At 43.0% G+C, this 25,707-nt stretch carries 23 protein-coding genes; 15 read left to right on the forward strand and 8 right to left on the reverse strand.

Annotation, left to right across the window (positions count from 1 at the left end; genetic code table 11):
- Positions 1–82: 82 nt before the first annotated feature.
- The 3 genes from rfbC to AB5062_RS11680 are packed head-to-tail and all read right to left on the reverse strand — an operon-like array spanning position 83 to position 2,978.
- Positions 83–652 (reverse strand): dTDP-4-dehydrorhamnose 3,5-epimerase, encoded by a 570-nt coding sequence (gene rfbC / locus AB5062_RS11670; protein ID WP_005843153.1) that lies wholly within the window; start codon positions 650–652, stop codon positions 83–85.
- Complete coding sequence (rfbA, locus tag AB5062_RS11675; protein WP_005843154.1) at positions 652–1,539, reverse strand: glucose-1-phosphate thymidylyltransferase RfbA; 888 nt, start codon at positions 1,537–1,539, stop codon at positions 652–654. The genes rfbC and rfbA overlap by 1 nt, the downstream gene beginning before the upstream one ends.
- 35 nt (positions 1,540–1,574) lie before the next feature.
- Positions 1,575–2,978, reverse strand: coding sequence for an undecaprenyl-phosphate glucose phosphotransferase (locus AB5062_RS11680; protein WP_005843155.1), 1,404 nt, complete (start codon positions 2,976–2,978; stop codon positions 1,575–1,577).
- A 113-nt stretch (positions 2,979–3,091) separates the two neighbouring features.
- Between AB5062_RS11680 and AB5062_RS11685 the strand changes: the two genes are divergently transcribed.
- The 3 genes from AB5062_RS11685 to AB5062_RS11695 all read left to right on the forward strand — a co-directional run bounded on the left by AB5062_RS11685 (position 3,092) and on the right by AB5062_RS11695 (position 6,490).
- Positions 3,092–4,156, forward strand: coding sequence for a mannose-1-phosphate guanylyltransferase (locus tag AB5062_RS11685; protein WP_005851496.1), 1,065 nt, complete (start codon positions 3,092–3,094; stop codon positions 4,154–4,156).
- 175 nt (positions 4,157–4,331) lie between these two features.
- Positions 4,332–5,414, forward strand: a complete 1,083-nt coding sequence (gene gmd / locus AB5062_RS11690; RefSeq protein ID WP_005851498.1) for a GDP-mannose 4,6-dehydratase — start codon at positions 4,332–4,334, stop codon at positions 5,412–5,414.
- Entirely contained in the window at positions 5,414–6,490 is a 1,077-nt protein-coding gene (locus AB5062_RS11695) for a GDP-L-fucose synthase (RefSeq protein ID WP_012055960.1), read from the forward strand. Before gmd ends, AB5062_RS11695 begins: the two co-directional genes overlap by 1 nt.
- A gap of 194 nt (positions 6,491–6,684) precedes the next feature.
- Here AB5062_RS11695 and tpx read toward each other — a convergent pair whose 3' ends face one another.
- The 5 genes from tpx to AB5062_RS11720 form a co-directional block, all read right to left on the reverse strand.
- On the reverse strand, positions 6,685–7,188 hold the full coding sequence (gene tpx, locus AB5062_RS11700) for a thiol peroxidase (RefSeq protein ID WP_005851502.1): 504 nt from the start codon (positions 7,186–7,188) through the stop codon (positions 6,685–6,687).
- A 68-nt stretch (positions 7,189–7,256) separates the two neighbouring features.
- On the reverse strand, positions 7,257–7,883 hold the full coding sequence (locus AB5062_RS11705; protein WP_005843160.1) for a DedA family protein: 627 nt from the start codon (positions 7,881–7,883) through the stop codon (positions 7,257–7,259).
- A 7-nt stretch (positions 7,884–7,890) separates the two neighbouring features.
- Complete coding sequence (locus AB5062_RS11710; RefSeq protein WP_012055959.1) at positions 7,891–9,408, reverse strand: lipopolysaccharide assembly protein LapB; 1,518 nt, start codon at positions 9,406–9,408, stop codon at positions 7,891–7,893.
- 10 nt (positions 9,409–9,418) lie between these two features.
- Positions 9,419–11,158 carry a glutamine--tRNA ligase/YqeY domain fusion protein gene (locus tag AB5062_RS11715; RefSeq protein ID WP_005843162.1) on the reverse strand — a complete coding sequence of 580 codons (1,740 nt, stop codon included), beginning with the start codon at positions 11,156–11,158 and terminating at the stop codon, positions 9,419–9,421.
- 57 nt (positions 11,159–11,215) lie between these two features.
- Positions 11,216–12,034, reverse strand: coding sequence for a PstS family phosphate ABC transporter substrate-binding protein (locus tag AB5062_RS11720; protein WP_008671314.1), 819 nt, complete (start codon positions 12,032–12,034; stop codon positions 11,216–11,218).
- Positions 12,035–12,301: 267 nt separating this feature from the next.
- Between AB5062_RS11720 and pstC the strand changes: the two genes are divergently transcribed.
- The 12 genes from pstC to AB5062_RS11780 all read left to right on the forward strand — a co-directional run bounded on the left by pstC (position 12,302) and on the right by AB5062_RS11780 (position 25,670).
- Complete coding sequence (pstC, locus tag AB5062_RS11725; RefSeq protein WP_005843165.1) at positions 12,302–13,489, forward strand: phosphate ABC transporter permease subunit PstC; 1,188 nt, start codon at positions 12,302–12,304, stop codon at positions 13,487–13,489.
- A 97-nt stretch (positions 13,490–13,586) separates the two neighbouring features.
- Complete coding sequence (pstA, locus tag AB5062_RS11730; RefSeq protein WP_005843166.1) at positions 13,587–14,474, forward strand: phosphate ABC transporter permease PstA; 888 nt, start codon at positions 13,587–13,589, stop codon at positions 14,472–14,474.
- A gap of 97 nt (positions 14,475–14,571) precedes the next feature.
- A complete protein-coding gene (pstB, locus tag AB5062_RS11735) occupies positions 14,572–15,324 on the forward strand; it encodes a phosphate ABC transporter ATP-binding protein PstB (RefSeq protein ID WP_005843167.1) in 753 nt (250 codons plus the stop codon).
- Positions 15,325–15,527: 203 nt separating this feature from the next.
- Positions 15,528–16,229, forward strand: coding sequence for a phosphate signaling complex protein PhoU (gene phoU, locus AB5062_RS11740; protein ID WP_008671309.1), 702 nt, complete (start codon positions 15,528–15,530; stop codon positions 16,227–16,229).
- Between the two features lie 401 nt (positions 16,230–16,630).
- Positions 16,631–19,204, forward strand: coding sequence for a DUF5686 and carboxypeptidase-like regulatory domain-containing protein (locus AB5062_RS11745; protein ID WP_005851517.1), 2,574 nt, complete (start codon positions 16,631–16,633; stop codon positions 19,202–19,204).
- Between the two features lie 110 nt (positions 19,205–19,314).
- Positions 19,315–19,608, forward strand: coding sequence for a nucleotidyltransferase family protein (locus AB5062_RS11750; protein WP_032938776.1), 294 nt, complete (start codon positions 19,315–19,317; stop codon positions 19,606–19,608).
- Complete coding sequence (locus tag AB5062_RS11755) at positions 19,601–19,975, forward strand: DUF86 domain-containing protein (RefSeq protein WP_005843171.1); 375 nt, start codon at positions 19,601–19,603, stop codon at positions 19,973–19,975. The genes AB5062_RS11750 and AB5062_RS11755 overlap by 8 nt, the downstream gene beginning before the upstream one ends.
- Before the next feature lie 359 nt (positions 19,976–20,334).
- The gene (locus tag AB5062_RS11760; protein ID WP_012055956.1) at positions 20,335–21,432 is read left to right on the forward strand and encodes a transcription termination/antitermination protein NusG; all 1,098 of its coding nucleotides are present in this window, start codon (positions 20,335–20,337) and stop codon (positions 21,430–21,432) included.
- A gap of 422 nt (positions 21,433–21,854) precedes the next feature.
- Positions 21,855–21,986, forward strand: coding sequence for a hypothetical protein (locus tag AB5062_RS11765; protein ID WP_258984297.1), 132 nt, complete (start codon positions 21,855–21,857; stop codon positions 21,984–21,986).
- A 369-nt stretch (positions 21,987–22,355) separates the two neighbouring features.
- Positions 22,356–23,744 carry an LPS biosynthesis flippase gene (locus AB5062_RS11770; RefSeq protein WP_012055955.1) on the forward strand — a complete coding sequence of 463 codons (1,389 nt, stop codon included), beginning with the start codon at positions 22,356–22,358 and terminating at the stop codon, positions 23,742–23,744.
- A complete protein-coding gene (locus AB5062_RS11775; protein WP_012055954.1) occupies positions 23,732–24,979 on the forward strand; it encodes a glycosyltransferase in 1,248 nt (415 codons plus the stop codon). Before AB5062_RS11770 ends, AB5062_RS11775 begins: the two co-directional genes overlap by 13 nt.
- Entirely contained in the window at positions 24,966–25,670 is a 705-nt protein-coding gene (locus tag AB5062_RS11780; RefSeq protein WP_368326885.1) for a hypothetical protein, read from the forward strand. Before AB5062_RS11775 ends, AB5062_RS11780 begins: the two co-directional genes overlap by 14 nt.
- The last annotated feature ends 37 nt before the right edge of the window (positions 25,671–25,707 follow it).

Genomic DNA, 25,707 nt, shown 5'->3' on the forward strand with positions numbered 1-25,707 from the left:
ACGTTACGATAGTCCGGTGTGCAGTTTTCGGCTTCTTTAATTTCACTGGCAAAACCGGACAAACGCAGAATCAAAACTGCCTTTAATATAAACTTTGATTAAAGTCGAAATCCGTTTGATAGTCTTTCAATCTCGGATGTTTCTTGTCCTTGTCGGACAAAATAACCTTGTCGGCCGGAAGTCGCCAGTCTATGCCTAGATCGGGGTCGTCCCATGCGATTCCTCCTTCGCTTTGCGGAGCATAATAATGGTCACACTTGTATTGGAACAACACCTCGTCACTTAGTACCGCAAAGCCGTGTGCGAATCCGCGGGGGATAAAAAACTGCCGGTGATTCTCTCCGGTCAATTCTACAGCCACATGCTTTCCGAAAGTAGGAGAACCTTTCCGGATATCTACAGCCACATCCAGTACCGCTCCCTTGATCACACGCACCAGCTTGCTTTGTGTGAAAGGAGGTTTCTGGAAATGCAGGCCGCGTAATACACCGTAAGTAGAGAAACTCTCATTATCCTGTACAAATGTAGTCCTGCATACTTTTTCTTCAAATTCACGTCCTGAGAAGCTTTCAAAGAAATACCCTCTTGCATCATTAAAAATACGGGGTTCCAAAATGAAAACCCCGTCTATTGCTGTTTTTATAACTTCCATTATTCTAATCCCAGTTCTTTTATAACTTTCAGTAAATATTGTCCGTATTGGTTTTTAAGCATCGGCTGGGCCAGTTCCTGCATCTTTTCCGGGGTAATCCAGCCTTTTCTCAAAGCTATGCCCTCAAGGCACGCCACTTTCAGCCCCTGGCGCTTTTCAATGACTTCGATGTAGGTACTTGCCTCGGCCAGCGAGTCGTGAGTACCGGTATCCAGCCATGCGAAACCTCTGCCCAATGTCTGTACTTTCAATTCCTTGTCCTGAAGAAATTGCTGGTTTACGGTGGTGATTTCCAGTTCTCCCCGTGCCGAAGGCTTGATATTCTTGGCTACTTCCACCACCTTGTTGGGATAGAAATAGAGTCCCACCACGGCATAGTTGGACTTAGGTTGGGCAGGTTTTTCTTCAATAGAGAGACAATTGCCATCCTTGTCAAATTCCGCTACGCCATATCTTTCGGGGTCACTGACCCAATAGCCGAATACCGTTGCTTTCTTGTCCTCTTCGGCAGCACGTACGGATTCTCTCAACATGGCGGACAGGCCGTTGCCGTGGAATATGTTATCACCCAGTACAAGGCAGACGGAATCATTTCCGATGAATTTCTCGCCGATGATGAAAGCCTGAGCCAGTCCGTCGGGCGAAGGCTGTTCCGCATATTCAAAGCGTACTCCGAAATCGCTTCCGTCTCCTAACAGTCTTTTGAAGCTCGGTAAGTCGTATGGGGTGGAGATAATGAGTATTTCCCGTATGCCGGCCAGCATAAGTACCGATATAGGATAATAAATCATGGGTTTGTCGAAGACAGGCAGCAGCTGTTTGGATACTCCTTTGGTAATAGGATAGAGGCGCGTGCCCGAACCTCCGGCTAGTACAATACCTTTCATATCTTTTTATTTTTTATATGTCCCTACGATTTGGATTAATAGGCGTTTTTCTCGCCCCGGAACATGTTGGTTACTGTTTTTATCATGATGCGGATGTCGAGCAGGAAAGTCCAGTTCTCAATATACCACAAGTCTCTTCTTACCCTGCCTTCCATTTGGGAAAGTTCTTTGGTTTCTCCCCGGTAGCCGGTGACTTGCGCCCATCCGGTAATTCCGGGTTTGACAAGGTGGCGCATCATGTATTTGTTAATCAGTTGGGAATATTCCTCTGTATGTTTCAGCATATGGGGTCTGGGACCTACAATGGACATCTCTCCTTTGAATACATTAATGAATTGCGGCAGTTCGTCCAGATTGCTTTTACGCAGGAAGTTGCCGAACTTGGTCTTGCGGGGATCATTCTTGGTAGCCTGCAATGAATCGGACAATGCGTTCACTTTCATGGAACGGAACTTATAGCATTTAAAGATTTTCCCGTTTTCCCCGTTTCTCTCCTGTTTGAAGAATATGGGACCAGGTGAGGTAATTTTAATAATAAGACCTACAATCAGGTATATAAATGGAAAAATTGTAAGTAAAAACAGAGAGGAAAATGTCAAATCAAATAACCGTTTTGCCAGTCTGTTTACCGGGTTCTGCAACGGCTCGGTACGGATGGACAATACAGGAACTTCACCCAATAATTCCAGTTGCAGCTGACGCTTTATGTAATTACGTACATGAGGTACGCTATAGAAGCGGATCAGATTGTTCTCGCAATAGTTCATGATGGCCAGAATATCATCCTTTCTGCTGGATGGCAGACCACAGTACAGTTCGTGCACGGTGTTATGGGATAACCATTCAAATAATTGGTTTACAGGACCTTTAAAGGGAATCCCTTCGGGGTAATTAGAGTCCTTCTCATCATAGAAAATGCCTAAAACCCTGTATCCGTAAGTCAAATCGTTCAACGTATGGTACAGCTCCACCATATTGTCCCCGTCGCCTATCAGTACAGTGGTGTGCAGGTTCCTGCCACTGCGGCGGAACATTTTCACAAAGAACCGCAATGTCAGTCGCCATCCTATAGCTAAAGGTATGAAAGACAGATAGAAAGCAAGCAGATAGATGCGTGAGAAGTTATCTACCTTAATAATGGCCAGCACCGTGAGGAAGATGACTACATGCAAGCTGATTGTTCCTAACAGGCGGCCTACAATCTGTTCCGGACGCACTATGCGGTTGTGCAGTATGACCCCAAAGATGGATATGCAGGGAATATAGCACAGGTTGGAAGTCAGCAGGTAGGTTTTCAATGAAATATGGGCTATGGCCTGTGAATCTATTCCTTTCAGAATAAAAAACACAAGTATCATAGAAAGGTTCAACAAGGCAAAATCACCTAATATCGCTACTAGTTTAATTATATCAGAGTTTTCAGTTGTCGGTTGTTTCATGACAAAAAAAATGTTAGTCGTATGCAAATATAGGACATATAAATTAAAACGCAATACTTTTTTTAAAAAATAATACTTATCTTTGCGGTCATACAACGTAAAAAATGAATCATATGAACATCAAGAATAATCACCTCGTTATAATGGCCGGAGGTGTTGGAAGCCGTTTCTGGCCGATGAGTACTCCTGATTATCCTAAGCAATTTATTGATGTACTGGGTTGCGGCCGTACATTGATCCAACTTACGGCTGACCGTTTTCAGGGGATCTGTCCTCCGGAAAATATTTGGGTGGTGACATCAGAGAAGTATGCGGATACTGTAAAGGAGCAGTTGCCCGATATTGCTGATGATCATATCCTGCGTGAGCCTTGCCGTCGCAATACGGCTCCTTGTATAGCATACGTCAGTTGGAAAATAAAGGCACGTAATCCTAAGGCCAATATGGTGGTGACCCCCAGCGACCACATTGTGATGAATATCGCGGAGTTTCAGCGGGTGATTAATTCGGCGATGAATTTTACGGCCGATTCGGACGCTATCCTTACCCTGGGCATGAAACCTACCCGTCCTGAGACGGGCTACGGTTACATTGAAGCTGATCTCAGTGTACCTTCTACCGCCAATAAGGAGGTATTCCGGGTGTATTCTTTTAAAGAGAAACCCGATCTGGAAACAGCCCGGCGCTATATTCAAAAAAATAATTTCTTCTGGAATGCCGGTATTTTTGTGTGGAATGTAAATACGGTGGTGAACGCCCTGCGCGTATATCAGCCTGCCATTTCGAAGGTGTTCGAGCGTTTGCTTCCTTATTATTATACGGACAAGGAGCAGGAAATGATTGACCGGAATTTCCCTTTGTGCGAGAACATTTCGGTGGATTATGCCATTATGGAGAAGGCGGATGAGATTTTTGTCCTTCCTGCCAGCTTTGGGTGGAGTGATCTGGGTACTTGGGGATCATTGCACGAGAATTTGCCGAAAGATGCCCATAATAATACGCAGATAGGTGAGAATATAAAGTTGTATGAAACCCGTAACTGTGTGATTCACACTACACAGGAAAAGAGGGTGGTGGTACAGGGACTGGACGGATATATCGTTGCTGAGAAGAATAACACATTGCTGATCTGCCGGTTGAGCGAGGAACAGCGCATCAAAGAATTTTCGGCGGAGTAAATATTCTTTCTTGTATATATTTTATTTCTGCATACATGGAGTGTATGCTGTCTGTCATCTGCCGTTCTGTTTGGTCATTCCGCCCTTTGCCATGCCGAAAGGCAGATAGCAGTAGATAGCTATGTGATATGAAATAACCAAGAGGGCTTGCATAAGGCCATTTACAATAAACGAAATGAAAAAAGTAGCTTTAATTTCAGGTATTACAGGTCAGGACGGTTCATTCCTGGCAGAGTTTTTGATTGAAAAGGGATATGAGGTTCACGGTATTCTGCGCCGTTCTTCTTCATTCAATACCGGTCGTATAGAACATCTTTATCTGGACGAGTGGGTTCGTGATATGCAAAAGACCCGTCTGGTGAATCTGCATTGGGGGGATATGACCGACAGTAGTTCGCTGATACGTATCATTCAGGCTGTACAGCCCGATGAAATCTATAATCTGGCTGCTCAGAGCCATGTGAAAGTAAGTTTCGATGTACCCGAGTACACTGCGGAAGCGGATGCGGTAGGCACGCTGCGTATGTTGGAAGCGGTCCGTATTCTGGGCCTGGAAAAGAAGACCAAGATTTATCAGGCATCGACTTCCGAATTGTTCGGACTGGTACAGGAAGTGCCTCAGAAGGAAACGACTCCCTTCTATCCCCGTTCTCCGTATGGGGTGGCCAAGCAGTATGGTTTCTGGATTACCAAGAACTATCGTGAAAGTTACGGTATGTTTGCCGTGAACGGCATCCTGTTCAACCATGAGAGTGAACGCCGTGGTGAAAATTTCGTAACACGCAAGATTACTTTGGCTGCCGCACGTATAGCCCAGGGATATCAGGACAAATTGTATCTGGGAAATCTGGATTCTTTGCGCGACTGGGGCTATGCCAAGGATTATGTGGAGTGTATGTGGATGATTCTTCAGCACGATACTCCCGAAGATTTTGTCATTGCGACCGGCGAATACCATACGGTGCGCGAGTTCTGTACCCTGGCCTTCAAGGAAGTGGGCATTGAATTGCGCTGGGAAGGCAAAGGGGTGGATGAAAGAGGTATCGATGTGGCGACAGGCAAGGAACTGGTTGCCGTCGATCCTAAGTATTTCCGTCCCGCCGAAGTGGAGCAGTTGTTGGGTGATCCCACTAAAGCCAAAACGTTGCTGGGCTGGAATCCCCGTAAGACTTCTTTCCCCGAACTGGTGAAAATCATGGTGAAGCATGATATGAAGTTCGTGAAGAAACTGTATTTAAAGGCTCAAATAGCAGAATAATGGAAAAAACAGCCAAGATATATGTAGCAGGCCACCACGGACTGGTGGGGTCTGCTATATGGAATAATTTGCAGCAAAAGGGATATACCAATCTGGTAGGCCGTTCTCACAAAGAACTGGATTTGCTGGACGGGCAGGCTGTGAAGAAGTTTTTTGATGAAGAGCAGCCCCAGTATGTCATTCTGGCAGCGGCACATGTGGGCGGCATCATGGCGAACAGTCTTTACCGTGCCGATTTTATTTATCAGAACTTGCAGATTCAGCAGAATGTGATAGGGGAGAGTTTCCGCCATGATGTAAAGAAACTCTTGTTTTTGGGAAGCACTTGCATTTATCCTCGTGATGCCGTACAACCCATGAAGGAAGATGTGTTACTGACTTCTCCCTTGGAATATACCAACGAACCGTATGCTATTGCGAAGATTGCCGGGTTGAAGATGTGCGAAAGCTTTAACTTGCAATATGGAACCAATTACATAGCCGTGATGCCTACGAACCTTTACGGTCCCAATGATAATTTCCATTTGGAGAACAGCCATGTGCTGCCTGCCATGATTCGTAAGATTCATTTGGGAAAATGCCTGAATGAAGGGGACTGGGACGCGGTGCGTAAAGATATGAATCTTCGTCCCGTAGAGGGGATAGACGGTTCGCATACGGATGAGGAGATTCTCTCCATTCTGAAAAAGTATGGTATAACCGGGCAGGAAGTAACTTTGTGGGGAACAGGCAAGCCGTTGCGTGAGTTCTTATGGAGTGAGGAGATGGCTGATGCCAGTGTCTATATCATGGAGCATGTGGATTTTAAGGATACCTATGCTGCCGGCTCCAAGGATATCCGCAACTGTCATATCAATATCGGTACGGGGAAAGAAATCACCATTGCCCAACTGGCGGACAAGATTGTCAAGGAGGTGGGTTATCAGGGCAAACTGACTTTTGACGCTACGAAACCGGACGGCACTATGCGTAAGATGACGGATGTAAGCAAATTGCACCGGCTGGGCTGGCAGCATAAGATTGATATAGAAGAAGGGGTACACAGAATGTACCAATGGTACTTGTCTAAAGGATGAAGATGTAAGATTATAGATCTTGCGGGCATAAGATTATAAATCTTTCACATGCAAGATTATAGATCTTTCAAGCATGACATATAAAAATTTCCGGCATAACTTTCAAGAAGCTATGCCGGAAACTACCCTAAAAACTATGTGGATAGATTGTAAAAATCTTCTGCCGTTTTCTTTATTCTTTCGGGAAGCATTTTTTATTTTACCGCTTTCAGTGCGGCCTCATAATTCGGTTCCTGGGTTATTTCGGGAACAAGTTCGGTATAAACCACTTTTCCTTCCGGGTCAATCACTACAACCGAGCGTGCCAATAATCCAGCCAAAGGACCATCAGTCATCAATACACCATATTTTTCAGCGAAATCGGAAGTATAGCGATAATCAGACAAAGGAATAACGTTGGTGATGCCTTCAGTAGTGCAGAAGCGTCCCTGGGCGAATGGCAGGTCTTTAGAGATTGCCAATACCACCGTATTGGGCTGGTTTGCAGCCAGCTGGTTGAACTTGCGTACGGAAGTAGCGCACACGCCGGTATCCATACTGGGGAAAATGTTCAGAATCAGATATTTGCCCTTCCCGTCTTTTAATGTATAATTGCTCAAATCTCCTTTTACCAATGTAAATTCCGGAGCTGAAGTTCCTGCTTTCACAAATTCTCCGGCTAGTGTTACCGGTGTGCCTTTAAATGCTGTTTTTGCCATAATTTTATTATATTTTAGTTCGATACTGTAATGATAACAAATTTAAATGGAAAAAAGTTCATTCTTTTTTATTTTCTTCCTTTATAAATCAGGAAACCTACTATTAAAACGCCGATAGCTATAAAGCAATATCCTAACTCGTGGCTGTATTCGGTGACGGTACTCAATAACTGCTCTTCGGGAACCACTGATTGCAGATAGTAACCGATGGCTGCCAGGATGGCATTCCAGATACCTGCTCCCAGCGTTGTGTACAGCAGGAAAGTGGATAATTTCATCTTGGCCAGACCGGCAGGAATGGAGATAAGCTGGCGGACGGCAGGAATAAGACGTCCGATAAAGGTGGAGAGTGCCCCATGCTTGTCAAAGTAGTGTTCCGCGTTCTGAACCTTGGCTTCATCAATCAGGCACATGTGTCCGAAGCGGCTGTTCGCAAATTTATAAACCAGCGGACGGCCTACGAAATAGGCTATATAATAATTGATGATGGCTCCTATATTGGCTCCGATGGTCGCAAATATAACTACCAGAAATACATTCAGGTCACTGTTTCCTCCGGCAGCCTTATAGGCGGCGGGCGGCACTACCACTTCCGAGGGGAAAGGGATAAAAGAGCTTTCGATGGCCATTAATAACGTTATTGTCCAATAATTCAAGTGGTCCAGACACCACTGGATAAATGCAACTGATTCCATAAAATTATTATAAATATTTGTTTAAGTTAATCTTGCCTGTGCTGACATCTTCTTTAATGGCACGCAGCGCTTCATTGAAGTAGGTGTCGGTCATCAGTATGGTATCGCCGGTTCCCATGGTGGCGTACATATCCGGAATTTCTTTTCTGATTTTAGCCAGATAGTGCATGAACGAAGCGGATTCCTGCTGGTGGTAATAACCGTAAGCCAGAAAAAAGTAAGTGGCATCGGCATCCTCCGGAAATTCTTTGTTTATTAGTTCGAAGTACTGGTTGGCATATTCAAAATTATGTTCGTCAAAATATAGAGAGCCGATTTTGAACAGCACATCAAACCGTTCCTCCTTCGGAGTAAACTCCAATGCACGTGTGAATTGATGTTCCGCATTGCGGAGGTTGTTTTCTTGTTCCTCTTCGCTGATATCGCTTTTTTGAGCTTCTATTGTAAAGAAGCGTCCGGCTGCGATACGTATTTCGGCATCATGTTCGTTCAGCTCCAATGCTTGGTTGATATATTTGTATCCGTTTTCGGTATGCCCCAGATAGGCATGACAGAGCGCCGTGTCAGAATATAACTCGGCCAATTCGTAGTCGGTCAGGCCCGATTTCCGGTTTATCAGCTTTTCTATATAGCTGATGGCCGAAGCATGATCCCGCATCTCCAGATAGATTTGTGCCAGTGCCAGATAGGCTTTCGTCTTGTTCTTGCTCACATTGGCCAGACGGAGATAGTAGTCGCAGGATTCCTTTAAATTGCCTGCCTGGTGGTAACCAAATGCTTTCAAAGTCAATGAATCTGTATTTTCATCATCAATGGCTAATGCGAAATCCAAGGCTTCGTTCGCCTCTTCGTATTGGCATTGTTGCAGATGGCATTTCCCCAGTTCGTTCCAATGCTCGATGGAATAGGGATACTCGTTCAGGGTCATGTTCAGGTAGGGGATGGCCAAGTCGGGCTTGTTGAACGTGCTGTAATAATCGCACAGCACATCGCGGAGGCGTTGGTTGGTTTTGGGCAGGGTTTGCATGTCGGAATGAGCAAACAGGCAGTCTACCCATTGTCCGGCATATTCTTCCTGATTGGCGTTGGTATAGTCCTGGATGATATCCAGCAGCGTATCCACTTCGTACTCCTCGTCCATGACCAGTTGTTTGAATATCTCCTCGGCCTCTTCTATGCGGTCCTCCTCCATCAGCATGTCAGCTTGCAGGAACCTGCATTCACGGTCGGTGCTGTTGGCGATGAGTTGCGCTACCACTTTGGCTTCTTCCTTTTTGTTTTGCAGCATCAGGGAGCGTATCCGGAAAACCAGGGCGTCTGTGTTTTCGGGATGTAATTGGAGAGTGAGGTCTATGGCCTTGTCTGCATCTTTATGTCTTCCTTTTAAAGTGTAGTATTCGGCGATATCGATCAGTTCATCAGCTTCAAAATAAGCGGGGGTATGGTTCTCCACCATACCCTCGTATTTTGCCAATGCTTCTTTAAATTCCGGGTCTTCAAAGTAAGAAGACATGTCGTAGTTCATAAGCTTGTTTTTATTTATTGATTTTGCTCCAGGTATCTTTTAAAGATACGGTGCGGTTGAACACCAGATGTTCCGGTGTAGAGTCTTTGTCTACATTGAAATAACCGATGCGTTGGAACTGCAAGTAATCCAGCGGTTTGGCATCGGCCAGATATTTCTCTACATAGCAGTTGGTTAATACATTCAACGAATCGGGGTTGATCATTTCTTTCATGGCTTCCAGTGCGTCGCAGTTCTTTGCTTCGCGGATGGCGGCCATCTCATCACGCGGGTTCTCCACTTTCCACAGGCGGTCGTACAGGCGTACTTCGGCAGGCAGACAGTGTGCGCAGCTTACCCAGTGGATGGTACCTTTGATTTTGCGGTTGCTGCCCGGCATACCTGTTTTGCTGTCGGGATCGTATTCGCAGTATACCTCCACCACGTTGCCGTTGTCGTCTTTCTTGCAGCCTGTGCATTTCACGATGTATCCGCTTTTCAGACGCACTTCCTGTCCCGGAGTCATACGGAAATATTTCTTCGGGGCGTCTTCCATGAAGTCGTCGCGTTCTATCCACAGTTCGCGGCTGAATTCGATGGTGTGTGTGCCTGCCGACGGATCTTCCGGGTTGTTGACAGCTTCCATTTCCTCCACCTGTCCTTCGGGATAGTTGGTAATGATCAGTTTCACCGGATTGATGACTGCCGATACACGGGTGGCACGGCTGTTCAAGTCTTCGCGGACAGCACTTTCCAGCAGGGCGAAGTCATTCAGGGCATCGTAAGTGGTATAACCTATCTTGTCTACAAATTTGCGGATGGACTCAGGCGAGTAGCCGCGACGGCGGAAACCGCAGAGAGTCGGCATACGGGGGTCGTCCCAACCGTTTACCAGATGTTCTTTTACCAGAATCAGCAGGTTACGCTTGCTCATCAAGGTGTAGTTCAGGTTCAGTTTGTTGAACTCATACTGATGAGGACGGTTGTCGTCCAGATCTTTACCCTCTTTTACCCAGTCCACGAACAGGTCGTACAACGGACGGTGGGGTACGAACTCCAGGGTACACAGCGAATGGGTCACTCCTTCAAAATAGTCGCTCTGTCCGTGTGCAAAGTCATACATGGGGTATGCTTTCCAGGTTTCGCCTGTACGGTGGTGCGGAGTCTTTACCACACGATAAATAATAGGGTCGCGGAAGTGCATGTTGGGGCTTGCCATGTCTATTTTGGCACGGAGCACCATTTTGCCTTCTTCTATTTCACCGCTGTTCATTTTGTTGAACAGTTCCAGGCTTTCCTCGATGGGACGGTTGCGGTAAGGACTCTCGGTTCCGGGTTGGGTGGGAGTGCCTTTTTGTGCCGCGATTTGTTCGGAGTTCTGTTCGTCTATATAAGCCTTTCCTTCCTTTATCAGATTGACGGCGAAATCCCATAATTGCTGGAAGTAGTCGGATGCATAATATTCGTTTCCCCACTGGAATCCGAGCCATTGGATGTCCTCCTTGATGGCTTCCACGTATTCCATATCTTCTTTGGTCGGGTTGGTGTCGTCAAAACGCAGGTTACATACGCCACCATAGCGTGCAGCTATCCCGAAATCCAGACAGATGGCTTTGGCATGACCGATGTGCAGGTAGCCGTTCGGCTCGGGCGGAAAGCGGGTTTGTACTTTCCCTCCGTTTTTACCTTCTCTCAGGTCGTTCTCAACTGCCTGTTCAATGAAGTTCAGACTTTTCTTCTCTGTAGCTTCTGTAGCGTTCATTTCAGTCATTGTGATATCAATTTTACACTTTTGCTGCAAAAGTACGCATTCTTTTTGGGATATCCTTTATTTCACAGGAATATATCCACCGTTTTTTATAATATTTTGCCCCTGGGGCGACAGGATATAGTCGATGAACGGGGTTACTTTTTCCTTATTGGCTACGTTGTAATAGTAGTAAAGAGGGCGTACTACGGGGTAAAGTTTCTTCTTTCCGTTTTCAAGGCTGGGCAGTACATAGTGCTTGCCGTCGTCGTAGGAAACGGCGATGGCTTTCACCCGGGGGGACAAGTAGGCCAGTCCCACATAGCCGATAGCGCCTTTGGTCTGGCTTACAGACTGGATCACGGCTCCGGTGGCGGGCATGGACAAGCTGCTGCTCATGTAGTTCTTGTTCTTCAGGGCGCTTTCTTTGAAAAATTCGTAAGTTCCCGAAGAGGTTTCGCGGGAATAGACAATAATTTTCATATCGGGTCCTCCCAGTTGCTTCCAATTGGTTATCTTGCCGCGGAATATGGCTTCCAGTTGCTGGCGTGTCAGTTGGCTGACAGGGTTGGACGGGTTTACAATGACGGCCAGGGCATCATACGCTATGATTACTTCCTCCACTTCCTGTTTGGCGGCTTTCAGTTTCATCTTTTCGCTGAATTTGATGGGACGGGAAGCCATAGCGATATCTGTCGTGTTGTCCATCAGGGCGGAAATTCCCACTCCGGTTCCTCCGCCGGTGACGGTTACCCGCCGGTCGGGATCATCTTTCATGAAAATCTCGGCTGTTTCCTGTGACACAGGCAACACCGTATCACTGCCTTTTATGCGTTGTGCGGTAATATTCAGACTACAAGCCAATAGAATAAAAAGAAATAGAGCTTTTAATTGATTCATAAGTTCTTATATTAATTCGTGTGCAAAAGAAACGTTTTCTTGTGTCATTTGTTTTACTGGTGTGTTACGATTCTGTTACGGGCAATATTCGCCGGCAAGGGTGGATTGAATCCGTCCTTGCGGGAAAATGGCAATAAGATCAGGATTGTCTTTGCTTGTAACAAGTTTGTAATATAATTGTAGCAAATACTTCAAGCTTCTTTCATATCACCTTAATATAAAGAGGCTTTTTTTGCATCGGTTATTAAAATAGAAGACTAAAACTGTATGAAACGAGTTTGGGAAAAGATTGTAGAAGGGATATTGACTTGCAGCGGTTTTGTAACGAGCATTACTATTTTGCTGATTGTCGTATTCTTGTTTGCGGAAGCTTTGGGACTTTTTAATAAAAAAGTCATAGAAGAGGGATATGTGCTGGCGGTGAATAAAGCCAATCCGGTGCAGGAACTGAGTGCGGCACAAATAAAAGACGTTTTTGACGAAGAGATTACCAACTGGAAAGAGTTGGGAGGACCGGACGCGGAGGTTAAAGTTTTCCGGTTGGAGGATATCACTTCCTATTTCTCGGAGGAAGAGCTGGGAGCCGAATACGAGAAAGCCCCCCGGTGCATCGGCGAGATCGTTGCCGGTAATCCAGGCATCATCGCCTTTGTTCCCTCCAAGTTTATAGAGAAGGATTTTCCGGGCCACCTGCTGAAAGACGAGTCTATTTCTTTTGACGAGGTTTTTGCTGGAAAGGAATGGTTCCCTACGGCTACTCCCGCCCCTCAGTTCGGATTTCTTCCTTTGATTACGGGTACGCTTTGGGTGAGTTTCTTTGCCATCCTGTTCGCTTTGCCTTTCGGCTTGTCGGTGGCGGTGTATATGTCCGAGGTGGCCGACCATCGGACCCGTAGTTTTCTGAAGCCGGTTATTGAATTGCTCAGTGGTATTCCGTCCGTGGTCTACGGTTTCTTTGGGTTGATAGTCATCGTACCGCTTATTCAGAAAGTCTTTAATCTGCCTGTGGGCGAGACCGGATTGGCCGGAAGTATTGTTTTGGCGATCATGGCACTCCCCACTATCATTACCGTAAGCGAGGATGCGATGCGGAATTGTCCCCGTGCCATGCGCGAAGCCAGTCTGGCATTGGGCGCTACCCGTTGGCAGACTATATATAAGGTGGTAATACCTTTCTCTGTTTCGGGAATCACTTCGGGCGTTGTCCTGGGCATCGGACGTGCCATAGGCGAGACGATGGCGGTGCTGATGGTTACAGGAAATGCGGCCGTGATACCCACCACTATTCTGGAACCGCTCCGTACCATTCCGGCGACTATTGCAGCGGAACTGGGAGAGGCTCCAGCCGGCGGCGCGCACTATGAAGCCCTGTTCCTGTTGGGAGTAGTGTTGTTTTTCATCACGATGCTTATCAACTTTAGTGTAGAATATATTTCATCAAGAACAAATAAATAATGTACTGATTTGCCGGTGTGCTAATGATCATGCGGCACACAGCGTAGCCAATGGGTATATGGATAGATTGACAAATGATTAATTAAGTATTTAAAATATGAAGCAAGATGTTTTCCCTGTCGGGCAAGGGGCGCGTAAAAGACGTTCGCAATGGCTGGCATTCGGCATTTTCAAACTGTTGAGTTATAGCATTGTCCTCATTCTGTTCGCCATTCTCGGTTTTATTATATATAAAGGTATAGGAGTAATCAGCTGGGAGTTTCTGACCACGGCGCCCAGTGACGGCATGACGGGTGGCGGTATATGGCCGGCCATTGTAGGTACTTTTTATCTGATGGCGGGCAGTGCGCTGTTCGCTTTTCCGGTGGGAGTGATGAGTGGCATTTATATGAACGAGTATGCGCCGAAAGGCAAGCTGGTCCGCTTTATCCGGATGATGACCAATAACCTGAGCGGTATTCCGTCCATTGTGTTCGGTTTGTTTGGTATGGCACTGTTTGTGAAATACATGGGGTTCGGCGACAGCATCCTGGCCGGTTCTTTGACGTTGGGATTGCTTTGTGTACCTTTGGTGATACGCACCACCGAAGAAGCCTTGAAGGCGATTCCCGACAGCTTCCGTGAAGGGAGTCTGGCTTTGGGCGCGACCAAGCTGCAAACCATCTGGCATGTGATTCTGCCTATGGGGATGCCCAACATCATTACCGGACTGATTCTGGCTTTGGGACGTGTATCGGGTGAAACGGCGCCCATCTTGTTTACGTGTGCCGCTTACTTCCTGCCGCAACTGCCGCATAGCATTCTGGACCAATGCATGGCATTGCCTTATCACCTTTATGTGATTTCTACCAGCGGAACGGATATGGAGTCACAGCTTCCTTTGGCATACGGTACGGCGTTGGTACTGATCCTTATTATTTTAATTATAAACCTGTTGGCAAATGCACTCCGCCGGTATTTTTCCAACAAAGTAAAAACGAATTAATAATTTGTCGGTGTGCCGATGGGTTGCGCTGTGTACCGCACGGACATTGGTACATTAGCACATAGACAAATCAGCAAATTATTAAAACATTAAGAATATGAATAAGATAGATGCAAAACATGTAAATTTTTTCTATGGTGATTTTCAGGCACTGAAAGATATAAGCATGACGATTGAAGAGAAATCGGTGGTGGCTTTCATAGGCCCGTCCGGTTGTGGCAAGTCCACCTTCCTCCGTCTGTTCAACCGCATGAACGACCTCATTCCCGGCTCTCGTCTGGAGGGGGAGATTTTGATTGACGGGAGAAATATATACGACAAGTCCGTGCAGGTGGACGAGTTGCGCAAGAGCGTAGGGATGGTCTTTCAGCGTCCCAACCCGTTTCCGAAAAGCATTTTCGAGAATGTGGCCTACGGGCTTCGGGTAAATGGGGTGAAAGACAATGAATTTATCCGCCACAGGGTGGAGGAAACCTTGAAAGGAGCCGCATTGTGGGATGAGGTGAAGAATAAGTTGAAAGAGTCTGCGTTTGCCCTGTCCGGTGGTCAGCAGCAGCGGTTGTGCATAGCCCGTGCCATGGCCGTATCTCCTTCGGTTCTGCTTATGGATGAACCGGCTTCGGCACTGGACCCTATCTCTACAGCCAAGGTAGAAGAGTTGATTCATGAGCTGAAGAAAGAATATACCATCGTTATTGTCACCCACAACATGCAGCAGGCCGCGCGTGTCAGTGACAAGACAGCCTTCTTCTATATGGGCAATATGGTGGAATATGATGATACGAAGAAAATATTTACGAATCCGGGCAAGGAAGCGACCCAGAATTATATTACAGGGCGTTTCGGGTAAAGCATTCATCACAGCGTTGCACAGATGGGAGATAAGATAAAGCTGGAACTGATGTGCCACAACCCGATGCGGGCTTGCTTGCTTTTCAGATCTAATGGTGCGGATTTGTCTTTTTATTCTTCTGTCCGGAAAATTAAAATCAGTGTGAATCTGCGCAATCTGCGGTGAAAGAAATAATGATAAACAAAACAAGAATTAAGAATATGGTGAAATTTATAGAATCAGAACTTGTATCACTGAAGAAGGAAGTGAACGAGATGTGGACATTGGTTTACAACCAGCTGGACAGGGCAGGAGAGGCTGTGCTGACCTTTAACCGTGACCAGGCACAGCAAGTCATTGTCCGTGAGAAAAGGGTGAATGCGTTCGAGTTGAAAATAGACAGTGATGTAGAGGACACTATCGCTCTATACAATCCGGTAGCCATTGACCTGCGTTTTGTGCTGGCCATGTTCAAGATAAACAGTGATTTGGAGCGTTTGGGAGATTTTGCCGAAGGCATAGCCCGTTTTGTGGTGAGAAGCGAGGAAACCGTGCTGGATAGTGAACTGCTCCACAGCCTGCGTATAGAAGAGATGCTGAAACAAGTGCTCGGTATGCTCGAAATGACCAAGAACGCGTTGAATGAAGAAAATCTGGAGTTAGCCCTCAATGTATTCAGTAAAGATAATTTGCTGGACGAAATCAATGCGGCTGCTCCTGCCGTCCTTACAAAATATCTGGAAACACACCCCGATAATTTCCTGACTTGCCTGGAACTCGGCACCGTTATCCGTAAGCTGGAACGTGCCGGAGACCATATAACCAATATCGCCGAAGAAATTGTTTTCTTCATCGATGCAAAGGTGCTGAAACATCGCGATAAGGTAGATGGACATTTCTTGGGAAAAGAAAAAACTCATTAAAATGCTGTTTTAGTCTATATTTTTGCTACCTTTGTATATACAATGAGGCCGATAAAGATCATTTTGAATAATAATCTGCCAAAAAAGACAGAAAAATCTAAAAACATGTTGTATGGCATAGTTTTTTATTTGGCTGGTTTAAAAAAAGGCTCGATATTTGCATCGTTATCCTGAAAACAATCTTTTTACCTTAAAAAAAAACTAATACCTATTGAAAACTTAAAAAGGGGGCTTTGTGAAAAGACCCCTTTTTTATTTGCTGCATAATGGTTCTTCCGGTGTTAAATTTCACCTATTTATTGGTCAATATGTAAGATTTCTGTATTTATTAGCTTATATTAGCAACTTTCTTTTAAGTTAATGCTTAACTTTGTTCCCTCATAAAAATAGCGGTGAAAAGAATGAAGACAAAATATATCAAGTCGTTTCTACTATTTTTGTTATTAGGATGCTGCATTTCGGTGTCAGCCCAAAATATACAAGGCGTTGTAACAGACTCATTGACGAATGAACCCATACCCTACTTGTCAGTCTTTTATGAAGGAAAAGGCGTAGGAAGTATTACCGATAATGATGGAAATTATAAGGTCGAAACCCGTAAAGGCTGGAATAAACTCACCTTTTCGGCGGTGGGATATGTAACAAAAGTGGTGAATATAATTCCCGGCGTCACCAAGAACCTGAATGTGAGGATGAGACCGGATGATATCATGCTGGACGAAGTGGTGGTGAAGCCCAAACGAGAGAAATACTCCCGTAAGAATAATCCGGCAGTGGAACTGATGAAGAAGGTGATCGCTCATAAAAAGAATAATAAGCTGAGCGAGAACGATTACTATCAGTACAATAAGTATCAGAAGATCACGATGTCACTGAATGATGTGACTCCCGAGATGCTGGAAAAAGGCATGTATAAAAAGATGCCTTTCCTGAAAGACCAGATCGAACTTTGTGAGGAAACCAATAAATTCATCCTTCCTATTTCGGTGGACGAGACCGCTTCGCAGAAAATTTACCGTAAACATCCCAAGAGTGAGAAGACCATTATCAAAGGAATGAGCTCTACGGGGGTGAACGAGCTGTTTGCAACGGGAGATATGCTGAGCACGGTGCTGAAGGATGTATTTACGGATGTGAATATTTACGACAATGATATCCGTCTGTTGCAGTATCCTTTCATCAGCCCTATTTCGTCCAGTGATGCCATCTCTTTTTATAAGTTTTACATTATGGACACCACATTCGTGGACAAGGACAAGTGCTTCCATCTCACCTTCGTTCCCAATAACTCGCAGGACTTCGGTTTTACGGGGCATCTTTACGTATTGGCCGATTCGTCTTATACGGTGAAGAAATGTACAATGAACCTGCCCAAGAAATCGGGGGTGAACTTTGTAGACAATATGGATATTATTCAGGAGTTCGAGCAATTGCCCAATGGGGAGTGGGTGTTGAAAACCGATGACATGATTGTGGAGATGACCTTGATGAAGATCATGCAAGGATTCCAGATACGAAGGACTACCCGTTACTCTGATTATGCCTTCGATGAGCTTCCGCAGCAACTTTTCAAGCGTAAGGGGGCCGAGATCAAAGAGGCGGACGCCATGATGCGCGGAGACGATTTCTGGAATCAATACCGGCCGGTTCCGCTTACGCAGACCGAGAGTTCTATGGATATGCTGGTAAAGCGTCTGGAGCAGATGCCGGGATTCAAATATGTGATTTTTGTATTGAAGGCGTTTATCGAGAACTTTGTGGAAACCGGGACCAAGGAGCATCCCAGCAAGGTAGATATCGGTCCGGTAAACACCATGATCTCCAATAACTATATCGACGGATTGCGTCTGCGTATGAGCGCGCAGACCACGGCCAACCTGAATCCGCATCTGTTCTTCAAGGGATATTACGCTTACGGATTCAAGGATCATCGTTCCAAGTATATGGGTGAGGTGGAATACTCTTTCAACAAGAAGGAATACCTGCCGCGCGAGTTCCCGAAGAACTCCATCACGTTCAGCTATCAGTATGATGTGATGTCTCCCACGGATAAGTTCCTGAAGACAGATAAAGACAACGTGTTCGTATCTTTCAAGACTTCTACGGTAGACCAGATGTCCTACGTGCGGAATATCGCCTTGAAGTATGAGAACGAGACACAGTTTGGCCTGAAGACCACGGTGGAAGTGAAACACAGCACAGACGAGCCTACCGGCGGTCTGGCCTATATAACCAATGATGACCAGAAAACGTTGGTTCCTGAGATTCAGACCATGGAAGCCTCCCTGGCCTTCCGTTACGCTCCGGGTGAGACATTTGTCAATACCAAGCAACGCCGTATTCCGGTTTCTTTTGACGCTCCGGTATTTACGCTGTCGCACACGGCCGGTTTCAAGGGCGTGCTGGGCGGAGAGTATAACTATAACTTGACAGAGATCGGGCTGTACAAGCGTTTCTGGTTCTCGTCATGGGGTAAGATCGACATGTTCGTGAAAGGCGGTGCGCAGTGGAACAAAGTTCCGTTCCCGTTGCTGATCATGCCGGCGGCCAACTTGTCCTATATCCTGCAGCGCGAGACTTTCAACTTGATTAATAATATGGAGTTCCTGAACGACCGTTACGCCTCTCTGGATGTATCGTGGGATTTGAACGGTAAGATTTTCAACCGTATTCCTTTGCTGAAAAAACTGAAGTGGCGTGAGGCTATCGGCTTCAAGATGCTGTATGGTCATTTAACCGACAAGAACAATCCGATGAAGCATCCGGGTGACAGCGAGCTCTTCCTGTTCCCGACCCGTGACGGACGTCCTACCAGCTTTGTGATGGACCCGAAGACCCCGTACATGGAATGCTCTGTGGGTATTCACAATATTTTCAAGATATTGCACATAGACTATGTCCGCCGTCTGAATTATCTGGATCATCCCGATGCGAACAAATGGGGCGTGCGGTTTATGGTGATGATGACGTTCTGATGCAAGGAGAGAACTCCGATGGAGTGTGAAATGAAGAAACCGAGGTAAGAACTTGTATCGTTCAAATAAAAGGTTTATCTTTGTTCCAGTACCTAAAGTTGGTGAAAAGTATGTTATGCTTAGATGAATGTAAGGCAAAGTTAGTTAGTTTCAAACAATGTTTTGGGCATGAGTTTGGAATTAAATCAATTGGTATCTTCGGTTCGGTTGCACGTCAAGAGAACAGGGAAGATAGTGATTTGGATATTGTTGTAGATATTGATAATCCTACTTTATCCACTATGTACACTTTGAAGACTGTTTTGACGGAAATGTTTCATTGTGAAATTGATTTAGTGCGTTTCCGTTCCTCACTGCCTCCATTTTTGAAACAGAATATTGAAAAAGAAGCCATTTATGTATAAAGGAGGACGACTAACCATTTGCGACAGGTTAACCCAGATAAAAGAATCCATTTACTATATACAGCAATGGAGTAAAGAAATAAATTGTGCTGATGATTTTTTAGCCTCCATGGATAAAGTGATGGTGTTCAATGCATGTGTTATGCGCCTTCAAGTAATAGGTGAACAGGTAGGAAAGTTGTTGTTTTTACAACCATCACCGCTTTCTGAATATAAGGAAATTCCTTGGTTGGCTATTTATGATATGCGCAATCTTATTTCGCATGAATATAGTAATGTAGACGAGCAGATAGTATTTACTACTATAAAGAATGACCTTATAGAATTGGATAAGGTTATTACAGTCCTATTGAATAAATATTTGTAAAACTTGAATCTTTTATTGTGATTACGAAATATACCCATCTCTTATTTTCTTATCAAAAGTAAGTTTTCCTATTTTTTAAGCGCTTTTATTGTGTAATACACAATTATAGTGTATCTTTGTGCCCTCAAAAAGTTTCTAAATTCCTTTTATATAAAGGGTAAAGAACCTTTTTTGAGGGTATAAACATGTCTATAAAAAGCAGACAGAAAAGACGTCTTCGGACGAAAGAAACAACAAATAAAAGATTTCAGAAATACAAAATGAAATCTGTGTAAAATACTATTTATCAGCCAGTTATAAACACTGTGCTGATATGGTCTTCCAGTATCGGTCAGCGTGGATTTCTGACGATAAACCTCATGAAAAAGCTATCCCATCAGTTTGATAAACCGAAGCGTTCTGTGGCATCTCCCGAAGCGTTGGAAGCTTTGCGGAATAACAATGCCGTGCGTTGGTATGTGTTGTCGCTTCCCGACTGTCATCGGGGAGGAGTGCGCGGTTTGCAACGGGAACAGGACCGGCGCATACAGGCAGGCGAGCCCTCATTCGGCTTTTTTGCTCCTTCCTATCAGGAAGTGAGGCGTATAGACGGCAAATTCGTCAATACCCAGCGTCCGTTACTCTTCAACTATGTATTTGTCCGTGCTTCCGAGCGTGATGTTTTCCAACTGATGCAACGTTTTCCTGTACTCAGTTTCCTGCCTCGGGTGAGGGAACGGAAGCGGGAGTATTTTCCCTACCTTTCCGATGCCGCAATGGAGAATTTGCAGTGGGTGGCCCGTTCTTATTCCAATACACTTCCTGTTTATATACCCCAGCCGGATGGTTTGCGCAAGGGCGACCGGATACGCATTACCGAGGGACGGTTTAAGGGGGTGGAGGCGACTGTTGTCATTCAGCCGGGAGCCGGGCGAAAGGATGTGATGGTATGTGTGGAGAACTGGATGTGGGTTCCGCTGCTGCGTGTGATGCCGGGTGAGTACGAGGTAATTGCCCTGAATGATGAGGACAAGCATGTATATACCCGTCTGGACAATGACTGTATGTTGAATGGTTTGCACAGTGCTCTTCAGCGTTATCACAGTGCGGAGGGGGTGAATGAGGAAGATCGTTCCCTGGCTGCCAGGGCGTTGAAAGAATATGGCAATCTCCGGATGGATACGGATGTGATGCGTTGCAAGCTTTATGCTATTTTGTTGCCGGCTTATACTATATTGGGTATGGAAGAAGAGGCGGCAAAGCTGGTTGGCGTTATGCAGACTATGCTTCCTCTCGTCAAGGCGGAGCAGTCGCGTGCACTTGCTGTGGTTACACTTTATGGTTGTACGGATAGCAGTATCTATTATCATTTGGCGCACGAGGCGGTTGATCCGTGGAAGAAAGAGGAAAAGCCGAAAAAGAGTAAGCAGCAGCTGATCAACCGGTTGGCTGATTATGATCGGTGGTTGAGGCATTGAATATTACTGAGCAGAACAAGGATCTTAGGTTGACAGGAGAGGTTATGAAGCTTGTCCTAGAAGATTTTATAGCTTAAAGACAAAGCTTGAGAGAAAGATGTCTAATTTAAAGCAGGTTTGCGAAAAGAACTGTTGAAAAAAGCAAATTATGCAAGTTTTTGGAACGTCAGTTAAAATCGATGCAGAAGAAATTAGAATATGCTAACTTGCAGCTCTTCGGGGATAGACGGTGGAAGTTAAAGCCGAAAATGACTGATGGTGGGCTTGAGAAAGTGGATTCTGATTGAAAAAAAGAGAAAGATGATTATGATGGTATCGATGATGCTTTTTGTACGGACTCAGTTAATAATCAATCTCAAGAAGTAAAAGAGCCTTCTAAGAAAGAACGTGATTTATCCGATTGTCCTGATGAGCATAAAACGATGGGTGTGGTTGGAGATCCGGTTGAACATCTTTCTGATTTAACAAAGGTTCTGATTCTGGAAAAAATATTTGCTTTTTGGGATGATGGAGAACTATCGATAGATAACAATCTTGCCGAGCAAACTATTTGAAAGCTTATTACTCAACGAAATAATTTCTTTCATTATGGTAGTGAAGTTAGAGTTGAAACGGCTGCCATATATTATAGTGTGATTGGTACGGTAAAGCTTCATGGTGGCTCTATCTGGAACTTCATCGGAACTTTTTTCAAAAATATCTTTAACGGATGTAGGGATGATGCTAATATGATTCCTGACAAAATCCTTCGGCTACAAGCCAATGTTGAATTCAAAACTAATAAATTAACAAAACTCGGATTGGGGCACTGAAAAGTGCCCTTTCAAAGGGGAATGCCATAAATTGAGTGCTTACAGAATTTAATAAATCTTGTAGAGAAAGATGAATTTAAGCGTTTTTCATATAAGATATATCAAAAGAGTATGTTGACGAAGATTAAATTAAAATTTCATCATATTGTATTTGACTTCTTTAGCTTTATAAAGAAAGGGAATGAAAGAAGTATAAAGGCTAAAAAGAATATATTAGCCATGCTTTTTCTAAAGGGAGGGAATATATTAGTAAATCTGATGTTAATTCCTATAACTATAAATTATGTGAATGCGGATAATTATGGGATATGGTTAACTGTAAGTTCAATTATCAGTTGGATGAGTTTTTTCGATATAGGGATAAATAATGGTTTAAAAAATAAGTTTGCTGAAGCGAAAGCAATGAATAATGAGGTACTTATTCAAAAATATGTCAGTACAACTTATTTTGTTTTGGCTCTAATTTTTGTTCCTTTAATGATTTTATTGTTGATAGCTAATACTTTTATCGATTGGTGTTCGTGGTTGAATGTTTCTTTTTTATTAAATGAACAGTTACAAATAATAATCGCTATTGTTGTAATATATTTTTGTATTAATTTTGTCTTATCAACCATTAATGTTATATTAATAGCAGATCAGCGTCCTGCTGAATCTTCTGCAAGAACATTGGTACAACAAATTCTTTCATTAATTGTAATATATGTATTAACTCAAGTAACCCAAAAGGATGAATTGTTATATTTATCCTTAGCATTTTGTGGTATCCCTTTATTGATAAGTCTTTATTATAATGTATTACTTTTTCAAACTCGTTATAAAGCCTATATCCCTCGTCTTTCTTGTATTGATAAATCATTATATAAAGAACTGTTATCTTTAGGATCTAAATTTTTTGTGATTCAAATAGCTGCTGTAATACAATATCAGACGATTAATTTTTTAATAATGCGTTATTATTCGGCCTCTGATGTTACGTGTTATAGCGTGGCATATAAATATTTCAGTATTTTATCTATGATTTTTACAATATTTATAGCTCCGATATGGGCTGCAACAACGGAAGCTTATGCGAAGAAAGACTTCAAATGGATTAGAAATATAGTGCATAAATATTTGCTTATATGGGTAGGATTGGCATGTGTCGGAGCATTGATGCTTTTGTTTTCAACATATATATATAAACTTTGGTTGGGTCAAGATATTGGCATTTCTTTTAAATTATCATTGGTCGTATATGTATATACTTTAGTATTTATGTTTGGGAGTATTTTTGTTAATATTTTGAATGGCATCAGTGCTTTGTATATTCAATTTTGGAGTTCTGTATTCTCTCCATTGTTATTTATAGGGTTATGCATCTTTTTTATCGAAAATCAGATTGGTTTTCCTGCATTGATATTAGCTGGTTGCTTAGCCAATTTTAATGGATTTATAATTGCTCCTATACAATACTACAAGATATTTTATAAAGATAGAAAGGGAATATGGATAAGATGAAAGAAATGCGAATAGTACATATAAATTTATCAGGTTCCAATGGAGGAGCAGCTATTGCTGCGTATAGACTTCATTGTGAAATGAGAAAGAATGGGTTGGATTCAAAGATGCTGGTTGCATTTCAAGGAATTCGTAGTCGTCAGGAGGGGGTCTATCAGTTTTCAATAAGGAAAAAACTGCATCATAAGGTCAATGTTATGATAAATCAATTACTTTATCCTGCAAGTAAAATAATAGGTACATATTCTTTTGCTTTTAATGGTTGTGATTTGTCTAAAGAAAATGATATAAGAGAGGCTGATTTTATTTATTTACATTGGATTAATATGGGAATGCTTTCTATTTATGATGTGGAGAGAATTTTAAAATTAGGTCGACCTGTTTTTTGGTTTATGCATGATATGTGGCCTTTAACTGGCGGGTGTCACCATGCTTTTGATTGTACAAAATATTTAGAAAAATGTATTGATTGTCCATTACTTCATAGAAAACGTGATATGTTATTTTGCAAATTCCAATTTGAGGAAAAATATAGAATTTTTAGTAAATACTCAAATTTGAAAATTATTGCTCCTTCTACTTGGCTATTTCATCTAGCCTCAACAAGTCTTTTGTTTAAAAATAAACAATTGATTCACATTCCGAATCTTTGTGATATAAATATATTTAAACCGATGGGAAAGGGTTGGGCCAAAAGATTATTTAATCTTTCAGAAAGTAAAAAGCTTATATTATTTGGGGCTGCTACAGGGGGGATGGGAAATATATATAAAGGGTGGGAATATTTGCAAAAAGCCATTTTGCATTTATCTACTTCTTCCTATGAGGCTGTTATATTTGGTGAGTATAATAAAACAGTAGAGAAACAGTTACCTATTAAATGTAATTTTATAGGGAAATTATATGATGAATATTCCCTTTCTGTTTTGTATAATGCTGCTGATGTTTTTGTGACGCCTTCCTTGGCAGATAACTTTCCTAATACAATTTTGGAGTCTTTGTCATGTGGTACACCAGTTGTTGCTTTTAATGTCGGGGGGATACCTGATTTAATAATGCATAAATCTAATGGCTATTTAGCACATTATAAAGATTGTGAGGACTTGAAAAAAGGAATAGAATGGTGTGTTTCACAATATTCTATTCAAGAGGTTTGTAGGTCTTCTATTATAAAAAAATATAGTCCTAGTTTGATTATAGAGAAACATAAAAAGCTGATGTATGGGAAGATTTAAATATATACCCTTATTTTGGACTTCTTTAGGAGTGTTTCTTTTTACATTTAAATTTTATTTTATAACTTCCTATATAGGAAGTTTATGGTCAAACTTTTTTTTTATATTTGGTATTTTATCTTTTATTTTTTCTTTTTATGTAAAGGGAAGTCAGGTTGTTCTCCCTTTTGCCGGTGTTTTAAGATATATATATGTTTTTTATTTGTTATGGTCTGTTTTAGTCATTGTACGTGCTTCTGTTGAAGGTGCACCAATAGAATGGAATATGCTTATTTACCAACCAGATTATTTTTGGCAATATTGGATACCTTTTATATTGCTATTTGGTATCCGGTATTTAAATTTTAAGGATGTGAAATGTATTCTTATTCTTTCTATGTTGGTTGGAATGTTTTATATTATATTAAACTGGGAAGAGATTTTTTTTACATCGCATCTAAATTTGTATAATTCATTTATTGCTGAAGAAGTAAGAAAAGGACAGGTTGCATCTTATTTTATTCTTCCAGCAGGTATTATTTTACTTTGTCAAAAATTCTATTCAAACAAATTGGTGGTTTTTACAATCCTTCTTTTCTTGTTAGGTTCTGTAAATGCTGCTTTGTATGCGAGGCGAAGTACATTATTTTTTTATTTTTTCTTTTTATTATCCAATACTTCGGTAAATTTTTACCGAAAAATTAAAAGTTAAACAATAAAACCGGCAAAAGTCGGTTCGGAAACACTAA

It is taken from the genome of Phocaeicola sp. RTP21359st1_B8_RTP21360_211022 (assembly GCF_040911965.1).
GTDB classification, from domain to species: Bacteria; Bacteroidota; Bacteroidia; order Bacteroidales; family Bacteroidaceae; genus Phocaeicola; species Phocaeicola vulgatus.